The organism is Pseudomonas sp. McL0111, from assembly GCF_052567255.1.
In genome coordinates this window covers 2,274,045-2,290,360 of the sequence record NZ_CP199585.1, presented here as the reverse complement: position 1 = coordinate 2,290,360, position 16,316 = coordinate 2,274,045, and the positions used below count along the sequence as shown (strand labels likewise).

Genomic DNA, 16,316 nt, shown 5'->3' with positions numbered 1-16,316 from the left:
CATCTTCAAGCCCACGCCCGCATAACTTGAAGCATGAATCTGCCCATCCCCAAGGACGTGGCCCTGGCAGGCTTTCACCCCGCCGTCAGCGCCTGGTTCAACAACACATTCCCGACGGTCACCGCCGCCCAGGCCCGCGCATGGCCGTTGATCCGCCAGCGTCGCTCGACATTGATCGCCGCGCCCACCGGTTCCGGTAAAACCCTTACCGCGTTCCTCGCGGTACTCGACGACCTTGTACACCGTGGCCTGGAAAGCGCCGAAGGCTTGCCCGACGAAACCCTGGTGGTCTACGTCTCGCCGCTCAAGGCGTTGTCCAACGATATCCAGATCAACCTGCAAAATCCCCTCGCCGGCATCACCGAACAGTTGCGCCAGATGAATCTGCCGCCACTGGAAATCAGCACCGCCGTACGCACCGGCGACACCCCGCAGAAAGACCGGGCGGCCATGCGCAAAACCGCGCCGCACATTCTGGTGACCACGCCGGAGTCGCTCTACGTGCTGCTCGGCTCCGAGTCCGGACGCAAAATGCTCGGCACCACGCGCACGGTGATCATCGACGAAATCCACGCCGTCGCCGCCAGCAAACGCGGCACTCACCTGGCGTTGAGCCTGGAACGCTTGCAGGCGCTGTGCGCAGAACCGCTGACGCGCATCGGCCTCTCGGCCACGCAAAAGCCAATTGAGGCGGTGGCGCGGTTTCTGGTTGGCGTCGATCGCCCCTGCGAAATCATCGACATCGGCCACGCCCGCCCACGGGATCTGGGAATCGAAGTGCCGCCAGTGCCGTTATCCGCAGTGATGGCCAATGACGTCTGGGAACTGGTTTACGACCGCCTCGCCGAACTGGCCCGCGAACACCGCACCACACTGATATTCGTCAACACCCGACGCCTCGCCGAACGCCTGAGCCGGCACCTCAGCGAACGCCTCGGCAAACAAGCGGTAGCGGCGCACCACGGCAGTCTGGCCAAAGAGTTTCGCCTCGACGCCGAGCAACGGCTCAAGCGCGGCGAACTGCAAGTGCTGATCGCCACTGCCTCGCTGGAACTGGGGATCGACATCGGCGAAGTCGATCTGGTCTGCCAGATCGCCTCACCGCGTTCGATTGCCGGATTCCTGCAAAGGGTTGGCCGTTCCGGGCACCAGGTCGGCGGAACGCCCAAAGGCCGATTGTTCGCCACCACTCGTGATGATCTGATCGAATGCGCCGCCCTGCTCGACTGCGTGCGGCGCGGCGAACTCGACACCTTGCACATTCCCGTCGCACCGCTGGACGTTCTCGCGCAGCAGATCATCGCCGAAGTCAGTTGCCGGGAATGGTCGGAAGACGCGCTGCTGGCGACGTTCCGCAAGGCCTCGCCGTACCGCGATCTCGACGAAAAACATTATCAGGCGCTGCTACAGATGCTCGCCGAAGGCTACAACGGTCGACAGGGAATACGCAGCGCCTATCTGCATCGTGATGCGGTCAGCCGCACCTTGCGCGGCCGTCGCGGCGCACAACTGGCCGCCGTGACCAGCGGCGGCACTATCCCCGATAACGCCGACTACAGCGTGCTGCTCGAACCTCAGGGCTTGAACATCGGCAGCGTCAACGAAGACTTCGCCGTGGAAAGCATTGCCGGCGATGTGTTCCAGCTCGGCAATACCTCCTACCGGATTTTGCGCGTCGAGACCGGCAAGGTCCGCGTCGAGGACGCGCAGGGTCAGCCGCCGACCATCCCGTTCTGGCTCGGTGAAGCGCCGGGGCGCAGCGCGGAATTGTCATCCGCCGTGGCGCGCCTGCAAGCGCAACTGGATGAACTGCTCGGCGCCAGCCCCGGCAATCTGCAACCGGCGCTCGACTGGTTGACCACGACCCTCGGCCTCAATCTGGCCAGCGCCGAACAACTGGTCGAATATCTCGCCCGCGCTCGCCAGACACTCGGCGCCCTGCCATCGCAGGACACGCTGCTGATGGAACGGTTTTTCGACGAGTCCGGCGGCACACAACTGATCATTCATTCGCCGTTCGGCAGCCGGATCAATCGCGCCTGGGGCCTGGCCTTGCGCAAGCGCTTTTGCCGCACCTTCAACTTCGAATTGCAGGCGGCCGCCAGTGAAGACGCGATTGTGCTTTCGCTCTCCACCAGCCACAGCTTTGAACTCGATGAAGTCTGGCGTTATCTGCACAGCAACAGCGCCGAGCACATCCTGATTCAGGCGATTCTCGATGCACCGCTGTTCGGTGTGCGCTGGCGCTGGAACGCCGGAGTCGCGCTGGCCTTGCCGCGTTTTACCGGCGGACGCAAAGTCGCGCCACAAATCCAGCGGATGAAAAGCGAGGACCTGATCGCCAGCGTCTTTCCGGACCAGATCGCCTGCCTGGAAAACCTCGCCGGCGAACGTGAAATCCCCGACCATCCCTTGGTTGAACAGACCCTCGACGATTGCCTGCACGAGGCGATGGACAGCGAAGGCTGGCTCGATCTGTTGCGACGCATGGAACGTGGCGACGTGCGCCTTATCAGCCGCGATTTGCCCGCACCCTCGCCGCTCGCCGCAGAAATTCTCAGCGCCCGGCCCTACACCTTTCTCGACGACGCGCCGCTGGAAGAACGCCGCACACAAGCGGTGATCAATCGGCGCTGGAGCGATCCGCAATCCACCGATGATCTCGACGCCCTCGACGCCGACGCCATCGCAGCCGTGCGGGAAGAGGCCTGGCCGGCGCCGGGCAATGTCGATGAAATGCACGAGGCGCTGATGAGTCTGGCGTGCATCAGCGATGCAGAAGTGCAGGCCAATCCGCAGTGGAGCGAATGGCTGCAAACCCTGGCTGAAGGTGGTCGCGCCTGCCGCTTGCAGATTGATCCTGAGCATTCACTTTGGCTCGCACGCGAACGGCTGAGTTGCCTGCAAGCGCTTTATCCACAGGCCAGCGTGCAGCCAGCGCTGGAAGCACTGCCCGGTTTCGATGAGGTCTGGTCTGGCGAAGACGCCTTGGTCGAGGTGATCCGCGCTCGCCTCGGCGCCTTCGGCCCGCTGCAATTGCAAGCCATTGCCGAACCACTCGCGCTACCTGCGAATCAAGTAACCCAAGCCCTCGCACAACTGGAACGCGAAGGTTATGTGTTACGCGGGCAGTTCACCCCGGGGCTGAGCATCGAGCAATGGTGCGAGCGGCATCTGTTGGCGCGAATTCATCGCTACACGGTCAAGCGTCTGCGCCGGGAAATCGAACCGGTGGCGTTGCAGGATTTCATGCGTTTCCTGTTCGACTGGCAGCATCTAACGCTCGCCACCCGTGGGCAGGGCAGTGCCGTGTTGCCGGCGATTGTCGGTCAGTTCGAAGGTTATCCAGCGGCGGCTTCGGCGTGGGACAGCGATATTCTTCCGGCGCGGCTCAAGGACTATTCGCCGAGCTGGCTGGATGATCTGTGCCGCAACGGCAAACTGGTGTGGACACGCCTCAGCGCCCGGCAAAAACTCAGCGGCACCGCGTTGCGCAGCACGCCAATCGTGTTGCTTCCGCGAGCCATGGTCGGGTTGTGGAGCGCGTTGGCCGAACAGACGCCGGTCAGCGAGTTGTCAGCGAAAACCCGGAAGGTGTTTGAGGCGTTGAGTCAGCACGGCGCATTGTTTTTTGATGAGTTGATTCACGAGGCGCACCTGCTGCGCTCGGAACTGGAAATAGCCTTGCAGGAATTGGTCGGTGCCGGGCTGGTCAACGCCGACAGCTTCGCCGGACTGCGGGCACTGATCACCCCGGCGAGCAAGCGCCAGCAACGCAGCAGTCGACGTGGACGCGGGGCGTTTGTCGGCGGCATGGATGACGCCGGGCGCTGGGCCCTGCTGCGGCGTGGGCCGGCGCCGCTGGCCAAGGATTCGTCCGAGGCGCTGGAACATATCGCCATGACCTTGCTGCGCCGCTATGGCGTGGTGTTCTGGCGTTTGCTGGAGCGTGAGGCTGACTGGCTGCCGAGTTGGCGTGAGTTGTTGCGCACGCTGCATCGGTTGGAAGCACGCGGGGAGATTCGTGGCGGGCGGTTTGTCAGTGGTTTGGCCGGGGAACAATTTGCGCTGCCGGAAGCGATTCCGCTGCTGCGCGAGGTACGTCGGCGGCCACATGATGGAAGCCTGATTGCGGTGTGCGGGGTCGATCCGCTGAATCTGGCCGGGACTTTGTTGCCGGGGACGAAAGTGCCGGCGCTGGCGAGTAATCGGCTGGTGTATCGGGACGGGATTGCGGTGGCGGCAGAGATTGCCGGCAAACCGCAGTTTTGGGGGGATCTGGAGCCGGAGGTCATGACGAATGTGCGGGACAAACTGATCCGGCATTGATGTTGTCTGTTCTGGCCTCTTCGCGGGCAAGCCCGCTCCCACAGTGATTTGTGATCTGGCCTCTACCTCTGCATCACACAGAACCCTGTGGGAGCGGGCTTGCCCGCGAAGAGGCCGGCAGGCCCACCAAAAAATCCCCTGCTAAGTCCGGGTCTGCTCCGGCAACACAACCGAAGAATGCTCCGGCGCCACCACCTCATCCTCCTGCCGCTTCGGCAACAAAACCTGCTGTGGATAAGTCTGCGCGAAATGCACCGTCGGGCAGTTATCCACAAGCTTTTTCAAGCGCTGATTGAACGCCCGGCTCACCGCATATTGCCCACCCGACACCGTACGGAACTGCGCCGTCAGCACCACGCCATTCAGATCCATCTTGTCCACGCCAAACACATCCAGCGCCCCTTGCAGGTTGTACTTGAGGAACGGGTCTTCGCGGATTGAATCACCGGTCTCGCGGATCAATTCAATGGCCTTGTCGACGTCCGTGTCGTAAGTGAACTGCACCGAGAAAAACGCGTACGCGAATTGCCGCGACTGATTGGTGACAGCCTTGATCTGCCCGAACGGCACCGAGTGCACAAAACCCTTGCCGTCACGCAGGCGCAAGGTGCGGATAGTCAGACCCTCGACGGTGCCGGCATGCCCGGAGTCGAGCACCACCCAGTCGCCAATCGACAGCGTGTCCTCGATGATGATGAACAGCCCGGTGATCACGTCTTGCACCAGTTGCTGCGAGCCAAAACCAATCGCCAGACCGACCACCCCGGCACCCGCCAACAGCGGCGCAACGTTGATCCCCAGATTGGCCATGGTGGTGATTGCGCAGATCACCACCAGAATGATTTTGATCGCATTGCGCAGCAGCGGCAGGATGGTTTTCACCCGCGTACTGGGCTGGCGCGCTCCACGTTTGCTGACCGGTGGTTTCAACGCTTCTTGAATCGCCGTGTCGAGCACCACCCACAACAGCCATGTCACCAGAAAGATCAGGCCGATACGACTGAGCGAATCGCTGATCGCCCGCCCGACCGTGCTGCTCTGGGCAAAGTCGATCAGCGACACACCCCAGATCCGCCCGAGAATATCGATGAAGGCAATCGCGATGACGATCCGCAACAAGGCATGCAACAGACTGAGAAAACGCTCCTTGTAGGCGCTGCTGCGCTGAATCGCCTCGGCTTTTCGTGACTTGAACAAATGCTGGAGGACGGTGCTGAGAAACACCGTACCGATCAACAACACCGTGGTGAACAACGCACAGCGCAGGGCTTTCTGATTGTCCTCGCCGATACCGATCAGATTGACTGCCGAGACCAGCACCATCAGCACAATCGGCCAGTACCAGAGCCCGGAAAAAATCCGCAGCGACTCCTGCAATGACGGCTGTTTCAAGCGCTGCGCCAGCGGGCGGTTGCGGATCAGGTGCGCCACTGGCCGACGCAGGCGAATCACCAGCAAGCCGAAGATGATCGACGCCGTCAGCCCGGTGAACACCGCGACGCTGCTGGTGATATTGCCGCCCAGTTGTCGGGCGATCTGCGGACTGGTCAGCGCATCGCTGAGGGCGGCGAGGAAGCCGATCAGGAACAGCGGTCGCGGACAGTAATCGCGGATGATGCGTGCCGCCGGTCGTTTGTGGCCGACGTTGAACATCACCACCACGCACAACAACATCGAGGTGGAGAAAATCCCGCTGCTGGTGGCATAAGCAAAACACAGCGCCAGCGCTCGCCCGACCGAGGCCTCAAGAAAGTGGCTGACATACAGGGTCAATGGCAGGCAGATCAGCGCGGGCAGCGTGTACGGCAGCAGATAGCCGAGCAGATCCTGGCTACGTTGCCGAGTGCGCAACCAGCGACCTTCGCGCAGGCGTTTGGCCAACAGACTGCCAAGCACCGTGAGCACGGCGAACGTGCCGAGCCATACGCCGGAGAGCATCAGGAAATCTCCGGCGACGCTCCAGCCCGAGCGATCCGAGGGTTGATTGACCAGTCTGTCGACTTCGTCTGCGGCACGGTCGGCACGCAGGCGCCAGGCATCGACCAGATGCTCGTTGAGATCGAGTTTGTCCTGCACATCGTCGATGCTGGAACTGATGGCGCCAAGCAGACCGCCCTGGACGATGGGCTCCGGCTCCGCCGCTTTGGTGCTGGCCGCCGGGAGGCCCGGCAATACGGCGGCTTCTAGCTCGTTGGCGCCGAGAAACAGTAATGCTCCCAGCAGAATCGCGACCCTGAACTTGACCAAAACTCCGATCTCCCTTGGCTGAACCTGTAAGGAACTGATCGGTAAATGCCCGGCAAGTTCGGTTTTCACCTGATTTGCGTGCCGAACATTGGCTCCCGTGGCGAGGGGATTTATCCCCGTTCGGCTGCGCAGCAGTCGTCAACCGAACAACCGATATGCCAGAGAAGCAGGCGGGCTCTGGTTTTGGGGTCGCTTCGCAACCCAACGGGGATAAATCCCCTCGCCACAAAATCTCCTCACCACAGGACTCGGTGTTGCCGCCGGGATCTTTGCGCCCAAGGCAAATATCAAATGCCCACCCCTGTATTTTTCCGCCCCCACCAAACCCCGACACTGCGCTCCATCCAATCAACTCACCCCAGGAGTGCCGTCATGCCCATTGCCCTGCTCGCGCTGACCCTCAGCGCTTTCGCCATCGGGACGACCGAGTTCGTCATCGTTGGCCTGCTTCCCACCATTGGCGCCGATCTCGGCGTCAGCCTGCCCTCCGCCGGGCTACTGGTCAGTCTCTATGCGCTGGGCGTTGCCATCGGCGCGCCGGTGCTGACCGCCCTCACCGGCAAAGTCCCGCGCAAACTGTTGCTGCTGTCGCTGATGGTGTTGTTCACCCTCGGTAACTTGCTGGCCTGGCTCGCGCCGAGCTATGAATCGCTGGTGCTCGCGCGGATCGTCACTGGCCTCGCCCACGGCGTGTTTTTCTCGATCGGCTCGACCATCGCCACCAGTCTGGTGCCGAAGGAAAAAGCCGCCAGCGCGATTGCGATCATGTTCACCGGCCTGACGGTGGCGCTGGTCACTGGTGTGCCGTTGGGCACGTTTATCGGTCAGCATTTCGGCTGGCGTGAAACCTTCCTCGCCGTATCGGCGCTGGGTGTGATCGCGTTCATCGGCAGCTTGATCTACGTGCCGAAAAACATCGCCCACAGCAAACCGGCATCCTTGCTGCAACAATTGCAGGTGCTGAAACAGCCGCGCCTGTTGCTGGTGTACGCCATGACCGCCATCGGTTACGGCGGCTCGTTTATCGCTTTCACTTTTCTCGCACCAATCCTCCAGGACATCTCCGGCTTCAGTGCCGGCACCGTCAGCCTAGTGTTGCTGGTGTACGGCGTATCCGTGGCGGCCGGCAATATCTGGGGCGGCAAACTGGCGGACAAACGCGGGCCGATCAGCGCGCTGAAAATCATCTTCGCCCTGCTTGCTGCGGTGCTGTTCGTACTGACTTTCACCGCTGGAAACCCTTGGCTCGCGCTCGCAACAGTGCTGGTCTGGGGCGCCGTCGCTTTCGGTAACGTGCCGGGGCTTCAGGTGTATGTGGTGCGTCAGGCCGAACACCACACACCGCATGCAGTGGACGTGGCTTCGGGGCTGAATATTGCCGCGTTCAACCTCGGGATTGCCGGTGGTGCCTGGGGTGGCGGCCTGATCGTTGAACACCTGGGCCTGATTCACACCGCATGGATCGGCGGCCTGGTCGTGCTGGTGGCGCTGGCACTTACGGCATGGAGCGGTCGTCTTGATCGGCTCGGCCCGGTCTACGCCGAAAGCAATTCCCGCGTCGTCACAGGCCATTGATTCAACACAAATCCCCTGTGGGAGCTAGCCTGCTAGCGATTGCGAAGTGTCAGTCAAAGACAAGCTGACTGACCCGCCGCCTTCGCTAGCAGGCTAGCTCCCACAGAGGTTTGTGGTGTTCGGGAGCATGCACCGTCCGTAATGCCGTCGAAACTTTCCCGAACCGCCCGCAGTCATCAGCAAACGCAGGCGGTAAGGGGATTTTTCACGGGAGGGACGGCATGACCACGATTCACATCGGTATTTCCGGCTGGCGCTACACTCCGTGGCGCGGGGGTTTCTACCCGAAAGGACTGGCGCAGAAACGCGAGCTGCAATTCGCTTCGCGCGCGGTCAACAGCATCGAAATCAATGGATCGTTCTACGCCCTGCAACGGCCCGAACGCTATGCCCAGTGGTACGCCGAAACCCCGGACGACTTCGTCTTCAGCGTCAAGGCGCCACGCTTCATCACCCATATCCGTCGCTTGCGTGACATCCACGTTCCACTGGCGAACTTCTTTGCCTCCGGCGTGCTGGAACTCAAGGAAAAACTCGGCCCGATCCTTTGGCAATTCCCGCCGAACTTCAAATTCGACGCCGAGCTGTTCGAACACTTCCTCAGCCAGTTACCCCACGACACCGAAGCGGCTGCCGCCCTCGCCCGGCAACACGATTCGCACCTGCACGGCCACGCAAGTCTCAAGGCCTATCGAAAAAAGCCGTTGCGCCACGCGGTGGAAATCCGCAATGAAAGCTTCATCAACCCCGAATTTGTCCGCCTGCTCAAACGCAACAACATCGCACTGGTGATCGCCGATACCGCCGGCAAATGGCCTTACCGCGAAGACCTCACCAGCGACTTCGTTTACCTGCGGCTGCACGGCGCTGAAGAGCTTTACGCCAGCGGCTATACCGCGCCAGCACTCAAACGCTGGGCCGAGCGAATCGACGCCTGGCATCACGGTCGCCAACCGGGTGACGCACACCTGATCGCCCCACGTCTGAAACCCCGGGCACGCAAATCCCGCGAGGTGTTCTGCTACTTCGACAACGACGTCAAAGTCCACGCGCCCTACGATGCACGGCAACTGCTGGAGCGTTTCGACCTCGACAAGCAACTCGCCGTCACCCCCGGCAAACCCGCTGCCGAAGGGGTGCTGGCATGAGTATTCCCGAGCCGGTCGGCGTGACCGACGAACAGGAAAGGGTGATCCCCACGGTGCATCGCTTCACTGTGTTGACGGTTAATACCCACAAGGGGTTCACGGCTCTGAACCGACGCTTCATCCTCCCGGAATTACGCGAGGCGGTGCGCAGTGTGTCCGCTGACGTGGTGTTCTTGCAGGAAGTCCACGGCACTCACGAACAGCACCCCAAGCGCTACAGCAACTGGCCGGCGATGCCGCAGTATGAATTCCTCGCCGACAGCCTGTGGCCGCAGTTCGCCTACGGGCGTAACGCGGTGTACCCGGCCGGCGATCACGGCAATGCGCTGCTGTCGAAATTCCAGATCATCCGTCACGACAATCTCGACGTTTCAATCAGCGGCCACGAGAATCGCGGCCTGCTGCATTGCGTATTGCGTCTGCCCGGCGACGGTCCGGAGCTGCATGCGATCTGCGTGCACCTGGGGTTGCAGGAAAGTCATCGCAACGCGCAGATCGAGCTGTTGAAAAAACGCATTGCCGAGTTGCCGGATGACGCACCGGTCATCGTTGCCGGCGACTTCAATGACTGGCGCCAGCGTGCCGATGCGTTACTCAAACCGTGCGGTTTGCGCGAAGTTTTCGCTGAACATCATGGCAAACCGGCGCGCAGTTTCCCCGCGCGTTTACCGGCGCTACGACTGGACCGCATCTACGTACGCAACCTCAAGGCCAGCCAGCCGAAAGTCCTGGCGAACAGGCCCTGGTCACACCTCTCCGATCATGTCCCGCTGTCAGTGGAGATAGAACTATGAGCAGCGCGCCCGTGGAGAAATCCGTCGTCGAACCCCTATCCGCCGCACCGCCTACCGGTGAGCCAGGGACAGTCGATGTCGAGTACGGCTGGCAGGGCAACAACCGTGTCGAGATTCTGGAAAACGGCGAGGACTATTTCCCTCGGGTGTTCGAAGCTTTACGGGCGGCGCAGAACGAAATCCTCCTCGAAACCTTCATCGTCTTCGAGGACAAGGTCGGCAACGAGCTCCAGCAGATTTTGATCGATGCCGCACAGCGCGGCGTGCGCACCACCGTGAGTTTCGACGGCTTCGGCTGTGGCGAACTGACCACCGGTTACCTCACCGCACTGAGCAAGGCTGGCGTGCATCTGCAAATGTTCGATCCGGCGCCGAAACGGCTGGGTTTCCGCACCAACTGGTTCCGTCGTTTGCATCGCAAGATTGTGGTGATCGACGGCAGCATCGCATTCATCGGCGGGATCAATTTTTCGGGTGATCATCTGGCCGATTACGGCCCCGAGGCGAAACAGGATTACGCGGTGAAAATCGAAGGCCCGGCGGTGGCAGACATTCATCATTTCGCGCTGCTGCAAAGCGGCCGGCCGGCACGCGCCAAATACTGGTGGCAGCGCCGCAGACAACGCCGCGCCGAGCTGGCGATGGAAGATCACGATGGCCAGGTGCGTCTGGTGTTCCGCGATAACGATCAGCACCACACCGATATCGAAGACGTGTATTTGCAGGTGCTGCGCAAAGCCAAACGGCGGGTGGTGATTGCCAACGCCTACTTCTTTCCCGGTTACCGCTTGCTGCGCGAGATCCGCAATGCCGCTCGGCGTGGCGTCGATGTGCGGCTGATCCTGCAAGGACAGCCGGACATGCTGGTAGCGAAGATCGCAGCGCGCATGACCTACTACTATTTGCTCAAGGCAGGGGTGCAGATCCACGAATACTGCGACCGACCGCTGCACGGCAAAGTGGCTTTGGTGGATGAAGAATGGAGCACCGTTGGTTCAAGCAATCTGGACCCGTTGAGCCTGTCGCTGAATCTGGAAGCCAACGTGCTGATCCGCGACCGGGCGTTCAATCGCGAACTGTTCCAGCGCCTCGAAAACCTCAGCAAGAACCACTGCAAAGTGATGACGCCAGGCAACGCCCCGAACGGACGGTTGTGGCACATGACCGTGGGCTTTCTGGTGTTTCACTTTCTGCGGCATTTCCCGGCAATGGCCGGTTGGCTACCGGCGCACAAACCGCGCTTGAAACTGTTCAAACATACTGTCAGGAGTGATCCGTCATGAGCCGCTCCGAGACCCAATCCGCCGGTCATTCGACGCCCACAACCCAGTCTCGCTGGAGCCGCTGGAAGCGTCCGCTGACTGTGCTGTTTTTTCTTGCGCTGATTGCCCTGCTGACCATGTTCGCCCGGCGCATCGAATGGGCCGAAGTGCTGACTACCCTTGCCGATTTCAAGGTGCGCACGCTGATCATTGCCGCCAGCCTGACCTTGCTGAGTTTTCTGGTGTACGCCAGTTTCGACCTGATCGGCAGGACTTACATTCGTCAGGATCTGACCTGGAAACAGATCCTGCCAGTGGGCGTGATCAGCTATGCGTTCAACCTTAATCTGAGTGCCTGGGTCGGCGGGATCGCCATGCGTTATCGCTTGTATTCGCGGCTCGGGGTGAGCAAGTCGAACATCGCCAAGATCCTCGGTTTGAGTCTGGCAACCAACTGGTTCGGCTACATGACCGTTGCTGGCGCAGTGTTCAGTAGCGGGCTGGTGAGCATGCCGCCGGGCTGGAAACTCAGCAGTACCGCGCTGCAAGGTGTTGGTGTGTTGTTGCTGATAGTGAGTGCAGGGTATCTCGCGGCGTGCCGGTTTTCCAAACGCCGGGAATGGTCGATTCGCGGGGTGGAGATCAATCTGCCGTCGCTGCGCATGGCGGTTCTGCAATTGCTGCTCGGGGCGTTGAACTGGTCGTTGATGGCCGCAGTGATTTTCACTTTGTTGCCGAGCAAACTGGATTATCCGCTGGTGCTTGGCGTGCTGTTGATCAGCGCGATTGCCGGGGTAATCACGCACATTCCTGCGGGGCTCGGGGTGCTGGAAGCGGTGTTCGTTGCGCTGCTGCAGCACGAGGCGTCGCGGGGCAGTCTGGTGGCGGGGTTGCTGGCGTATCGGGCGATTTATTTTCTGCTGCCGCTGTTGATCACGGTGGTGATGTATCTGGTGGTGGAGGCCAAGGCCAAGGCTCTACGAATTGAAAAGAAACCTGGTTGAGCGTGTTGAACTGATGACGCCTTCGCGAGCAAGCTCGCTCCTACATTTGAAATGCGCTCTCCTGTGGGAGCGAGCCTGCTCGCGAAGGCGTTCGAAAGAACCCAACAAATCAATTGGACTGGATTATGCTCAACCGCTCACCCACGACCATCTCGGTAATCCAGTCGACCAGAATCGAGGTATAGGCCTGCTGCGAAACCGGGTCGCTCAGGGCATGGTCGGCGCCATCGATAATCCGGTGGGTCAGCGAATGCGTCTGCTGACACGCCGCCCGATAACTCATGATCGTCGCATGCGGCACGTAGTCGTCGGTCTCCGATTGCACCAGCAACACATCCCCGGTGAATTGCGAACAGGCATGCAGCGCCCGATTACTGTCGGCCCGCACCAGCGTGCCGCGATAGTCACGCAGGTCAGCCTTGTCCAGATCACGCTTGGGCGTGTGCCATTGTTCGTCGCGATACAGCGCCGGTACGCGCAGCGCCAGCCAGCGCACCGGGCGCAGCGAGGTAAGGATCGAGGCGAGATAGCCGCCATAACTGGTGCCGACCACGGCGATCGCCGAGGTGTCCAGCGCCGGGTGCGAGAGCAGCCGATCATAGGCCGCCAGCAAGTCGCGCAGGTTGTCTTCACGGGTGACCCGGCTCAACGAAAGGCCGGTGCCGCCAGTGTGCCCGCGCAGGTCAAAAGTCAGGCACACGCAACCGAGACCGGCGATGCCTTTGGCCCTTTCCAGGTCACGCTCCTGGCTGCCGCCCCAACCGTGCACGAACAGCACGCCGGGGACTTTCGATTTGGGACTGAGAAAAGTCCCGCTCATCTGTTCATCATCAATGTCGATTTGAATGCTTTCGCTTCTAGCCGTCATAAGATTTGACCGTTACGTATTTGAGAAGAAAGTCGCTGTTTTCAGCCGGGCCGCGATAGACCTCGATGGCATCTGCCGGCAGCGGCTGATTGATGTAGGTTTCCACCGAAGACACGCGGATCGCGCGCATCTCAGGATCGTTGATAAAACTTTGCAGCGCCGCCACTTCGGCACTGCTCGCGCCGCCCATGCGCCAGGATTGTTCGAGCACACCGCTGCGGGATACGCCGTCGCTGTCCAGCCCCTGGGCAATGTCATAGTTACGACGAGAGGCGTAAAAGCGCGGATAGGCTTCATCCGCCGCACGGTCGAAAACCTGCGCCTGTTCGATGGCCAGCCGTACATCGTCGGCCAGATCCAGCGCCAGCAAATCCTCATAACCGCCCTGCACCACCAACAGGTTTGAGCCGCCGTAGACCTCTTCGCCGTGAGCGTCCTTGGTCAAGTATTGATCACCGCAGTAACTCAGTACTGTCCCGGCGATGAATGACTGGCCGACGCTGTGAGTGATGACGTCGCTCAAGTCCTGTTCCAGCACCACGCCTTCGCTGAACAGTTTCTCGGCTTCGGGTCGAGCGAGGATTTCATCGAATGCGTCCAGGCTTTCGATCACTTCCTGACCGCGACCGGCGCAGGCGTGAACCGGTTTGAGACGAATCGGCCCGCTGTACAACAGATGTTCGGCAGCGGGCCGCGCATCTTCCAGCGCGAATACACTCAGACCGTCGAGCACCACGTTACGCGTGCGCTCGGAAAACAGCGGCGCCCAGCCCTTTGGCGCATGGGCCTGATAGCTGCGCAAACCGTGGCTGATGGCTTTGGTGCAGATGAAATCGTGCTCGACCACGCCACCCCACAAGTCGTCCGGGCCTTTGACACCCAAGTCGCACGCGGCGGCAGCGCCGACGATGGTTTGCGTCGGCAGCAGATACAGTTCACGCCCCTTGTGCTTGACCGGGTCGTAACTGCCACCGAATTTCAGTCCGAGAATTTGCGCCAGCCAACGCGCCAGGGCTTTGTTGGTTTCGACTTCGTGCTGCGGGGCGTCGGGGCGCACCGAGTGGGCGAGCACCAGTTTTTTGCCAAGTGTCGGGGTCATGCGATCCCCTTCAACGGTTCGATGAATGTAGTCGTGAGAGGTGCAGAGATCAGGCCAATACAGGATCTGTGGAAAACTTACGCGAATCAGCTATTTGCGGAAAACCTGATGGCACCGCGCCTGTTTCAATCTGCACGACTGAACGCAAAACCCCGGCAAATTGCACGATTATGAGCATTGCCTAAAACCATATGTAGGAGTGAGCCTGCTCGCGATAGCGGTCTTTCATTCAAAGGTGAGTGTGGCTGAATCTACCGCTATCGCGAGCAGGCTCACTCCTACAGGGGTTTTGTGGTGTCTGGGCTAGCGGGAGCCAAACCGCGCCCGATAATCACTCGGCGCCAGCCCGGTGATTTTCTTGAACGTGGCGCGAAACGCACCCGGGTCCTGATAGCCCACCGTCCACGCAATATGGTCGATGGTGCCATTGGTGAACTCCAGCATCTCCCGAGCCTTGCCGACACGCAGATGCTGACAGTATTCAGTCGGTTTCAACCCCGTCGCCGCCCGAAACCGACGCAAGAAGGTGCGCTCTTCCAGCCCGGCGCGCTCGGCCATCGCCGGCAGCGAGACATCGGTCGCGCCGGTGCTTTGCAGCCAGTGCTGCACCTTCAAAATCGACGCATCGCCATGACCGAGGATCGGCGCAAAATTGCTCCCGCAGGCGCTGGCGCTATCGCTGTGTTCCATCACCAGAAAGCGTGCAGTGGCGGTGGCAATACTCGGCCCGAGTACGCGATCAACCAGCCGCAGCCCCAGCTCTGACCAGGCCATCAATCCGGCAGTGGTGATCAAGTCGCCGTCATCGACAATCGGTGTGTCGGCCTTGAGTTTGATCTTTGGATAACGCTCGGCAAATGCCTTGGCCGACGTCCAGTGCGTGGTGGCGCTGCGGCCATCGAGCAGTCCGCTCTCTGCCAGCAGCAACGATCCCACGCACACTCCGCCGAGCGTGGCGCCGCGAGCATGTTGATCTCGCAGCCATTGCATCAGGCCCGCCGACATTTGCGCCGCATTGAAGCCTCCGATTGATGGAGGAATCAGCACCGCGAGCAACAGGGTGTCCGGGGCAGGATGACTGTCGTAAACCCGCATCGGTGGTTGCTCACCCTCGACCTGCCAATGGCCGATCCGCAACAGCGGCAATTGCGCAGCCTGATGCTCGGCGGCAATCCGGTTGGCCACCGCGAACAGATCGGTCAGGCCGTGCACCGCCGCCATTTGCGCGCCGGGATAGATCAACACGCCTATTTCAGCAACAACCGGCTCGGCAATGGCCCTTTCTGCGCTCATTGTCAGTTTTCCCCTGTCTATTGTCGGTGCGGCCAATCCTCGAAGCGTCGGCCAGCGCCAATACTGTCGCCACACCCAACCGATACTTCGAGGACCCACCCATGGCCAAGCAAGCGCTCATCGTAGTCGATATCCAGAACGACTACTTCCCTCAAGGCAAGTGGCCGCTGGCCGGGGTCGAGGCGGCTGCCGACAACGCCGCCCGCCTGATTGCGGTCTTCCGCGAAGCAGGCGATTCGGTGGTGCATATTCGCCATGAATTCACTTCGCCCGACGCACCGTTTTTCGTCCCGGGCTCTGAAGGCGCCAAGCTGCATCCGAAGGTCCTCAACCGGGCCGATGAGCCGGTGGTGCTCAAGCACTTCGTCAACTCGTTCCGTGAAACCGAACTGCAATCAATTCTCGACGAACAGGGCATCAAAGAATTGGTGGTCGTTGGCAGCATGAGCCACATGTGTGTCGATGGCATCACCCGCGCGGCGGCGGATCTGGGTTACATCGTCACCGTCATTCACGATGCCTGCGCCAGCCGCGACCTGGAGTTCAACGGGCTCACCGTGCCGGCCGCTCACGTACACGCTGCGTTCATGTCAGCGCTGGGGTTCGCCTACGCCAGCGTGGTGTCCACTGACGAGTTCCTCGCTCGCTGATCGTCCGGCAACACTTGGTAAAACCTTGCGCCCGCCCACGTTGCGGG

The 16,316-nt window shown here is 60.9% G+C and carries 11 protein-coding genes; 7 read left to right on the top strand and 4 right to left on the bottom strand.

Annotation, left to right across the window (positions count from 1 at the left end; all coding sequences use genetic code 11):
* Positions 1-33: 33 nt before the first annotated feature.
* Positions 34-4,329 carry a DEAD/DEAH box helicase gene (locus ACTWLJ_RS10400; RefSeq protein ID WP_445180750.1) on the top strand — a complete coding sequence of 1,432 codons (4,296 nt, stop codon included), beginning with the start codon at positions 34-36 and terminating at the stop codon, positions 4,327-4,329.
* A 141-nt stretch (positions 4,330-4,470) separates the two neighbouring features.
* Here the strand turns inward: ACTWLJ_RS10400 and ACTWLJ_RS10395 are convergent, their stop codons facing one another.
* Positions 4,471-6,576, bottom strand: a complete 2,106-nt coding sequence (locus ACTWLJ_RS10395; protein WP_445180749.1) for a mechanosensitive ion channel domain-containing protein — start codon at positions 6,574-6,576, stop codon at positions 4,471-4,473.
* 372 nt (positions 6,577-6,948) lie between these two features.
* On the opposite strand from ACTWLJ_RS10395, the gene ACTWLJ_RS10390 reads away from it, so the two are divergent.
* The 5 genes from ACTWLJ_RS10390 (at position 6,949) to ACTWLJ_RS10370 (ending at position 12,359) form a co-directional block, all read left to right on the top strand.
* On the top strand, positions 6,949-8,151 hold the full coding sequence (locus tag ACTWLJ_RS10390) for an MFS transporter (protein ID WP_401215391.1): 1,203 nt from the start codon (positions 6,949-6,951) through the stop codon (positions 8,149-8,151).
* Positions 8,152-8,372: 221 nt separating this feature from the next.
* Positions 8,373-9,299, top strand: coding sequence for a DUF72 domain-containing protein (locus ACTWLJ_RS10385; protein ID WP_445180748.1), 927 nt, complete (start codon positions 8,373-8,375; stop codon positions 9,297-9,299).
* On the top strand, positions 9,296-10,093 hold the full coding sequence (locus tag ACTWLJ_RS10380; protein WP_445180747.1) for an endonuclease/exonuclease/phosphatase family protein: 798 nt from the start codon (positions 9,296-9,298) through the stop codon (positions 10,091-10,093). The genes ACTWLJ_RS10385 and ACTWLJ_RS10380 overlap by 4 nt, the downstream gene beginning before the upstream one ends.
* Positions 10,090-11,376 (top strand): cardiolipin synthase ClsB, encoded by a 1,287-nt coding sequence (gene clsB, locus ACTWLJ_RS10375; protein WP_445180746.1) that lies wholly within the window; start codon positions 10,090-10,092, stop codon positions 11,374-11,376. Before ACTWLJ_RS10380 ends, clsB begins: the two co-directional genes overlap by 4 nt.
* Positions 11,373-12,359, top strand: coding sequence for a lysylphosphatidylglycerol synthase domain-containing protein (locus ACTWLJ_RS10370; protein WP_445180745.1), 987 nt, complete (start codon positions 11,373-11,375; stop codon positions 12,357-12,359). Before clsB ends, ACTWLJ_RS10370 begins: the two co-directional genes overlap by 4 nt.
* Positions 12,360-12,468: 109 nt before the next feature.
* On the opposite strand, the gene ACTWLJ_RS10365 is transcribed toward ACTWLJ_RS10370, so the two are convergent.
* The 3 genes from ACTWLJ_RS10365 to ACTWLJ_RS10355 all read right to left on the bottom strand — a co-directional run bounded on the left by ACTWLJ_RS10365 (position 12,469) and on the right by ACTWLJ_RS10355 (position 15,619).
* Positions 12,469-13,227, bottom strand: a complete 759-nt coding sequence (locus ACTWLJ_RS10365) for an alpha/beta hydrolase family protein (RefSeq protein WP_445180744.1) — start codon at positions 13,225-13,227, stop codon at positions 12,469-12,471.
* Positions 13,217-14,326 carry a DUF3182 family protein gene (locus ACTWLJ_RS10360; RefSeq protein ID WP_445180743.1) on the bottom strand — a complete coding sequence of 370 codons (1,110 nt, stop codon included), beginning with the start codon at positions 14,324-14,326 and terminating at the stop codon, positions 13,217-13,219. Before ACTWLJ_RS10360 ends, ACTWLJ_RS10365 begins: the two co-directional genes overlap by 11 nt.
* Before the next feature lie 303 nt (positions 14,327-14,629).
* Complete coding sequence (locus tag ACTWLJ_RS10355) at positions 14,630-15,619, bottom strand: GlxA family transcriptional regulator (protein WP_445180742.1); 990 nt, start codon at positions 15,617-15,619, stop codon at positions 14,630-14,632.
* A 101-nt stretch (positions 15,620-15,720) separates the two neighbouring features.
* Here ACTWLJ_RS10355 and ACTWLJ_RS10350 point away from each other — a divergent pair, with 101 nt between their 5' ends.
* Complete coding sequence (locus ACTWLJ_RS10350; RefSeq protein WP_445180741.1) at positions 15,721-16,269, top strand: cysteine hydrolase family protein; 549 nt, start codon at positions 15,721-15,723, stop codon at positions 16,267-16,269.
* The last annotated feature ends 47 nt before the right edge of the window (positions 16,270-16,316 follow it).

What these genes read in the sequence shown, in the direction of transcription:
- ACTWLJ_RS10400 (WP_445180750.1), top strand. Translation starts at nt 34, where the DNA reads ATGAATCTGCCCATCCCCAAGGACGTGGCCCTGGCAGGCTTTCACCCC.
- ACTWLJ_RS10390 (WP_401215391.1), top strand. Translation starts at nt 6,949, where the DNA reads ATGCCCATTGCCCTGCTCGCGCTGACCCTCAGCGCTTTCGCCATCGGG.
- ACTWLJ_RS10385 (WP_445180748.1), top strand. Translation starts at nt 8,373, where the DNA reads ATGACCACGATTCACATCGGTATTTCCGGCTGGCGCTACACTCCGTGG.
- ACTWLJ_RS10380 (WP_445180747.1), top strand. Translation starts at nt 9,296, where the DNA reads ATGAGTATTCCCGAGCCGGTCGGCGTGACCGACGAACAGGAAAGGGTG.
- clsB (WP_445180746.1), top strand. Translation starts at nt 10,090, where the DNA reads ATGAGCAGCGCGCCCGTGGAGAAATCCGTCGTCGAACCCCTATCCGCC.
- ACTWLJ_RS10370 (WP_445180745.1), top strand. Translation starts at nt 11,373, where the DNA reads ATGAGCCGCTCCGAGACCCAATCCGCCGGTCATTCGACGCCCACAACC.
- ACTWLJ_RS10365 (WP_445180744.1), bottom strand. Translation starts at nt 13,227, where the DNA reads ATGACGGCTAGAAGCGAAAGCATTCAAATCGACATTGATGATGAACAG.
- ACTWLJ_RS10360 (WP_445180743.1), bottom strand. Translation starts at nt 14,326, where the DNA reads ATGACCCCGACACTTGGCAAAAAACTGGTGCTCGCCCACTCGGTGCGC.
- ACTWLJ_RS10355 (WP_445180742.1), bottom strand. Translation starts at nt 15,619, where the DNA reads ATGAGCGCAGAAAGGGCCATTGCCGAGCCGGTTGTTGCTGAAATAGGC.
- ACTWLJ_RS10350 (WP_445180741.1), top strand. Translation starts at nt 15,721, where the DNA reads ATGGCCAAGCAAGCGCTCATCGTAGTCGATATCCAGAACGACTACTTC.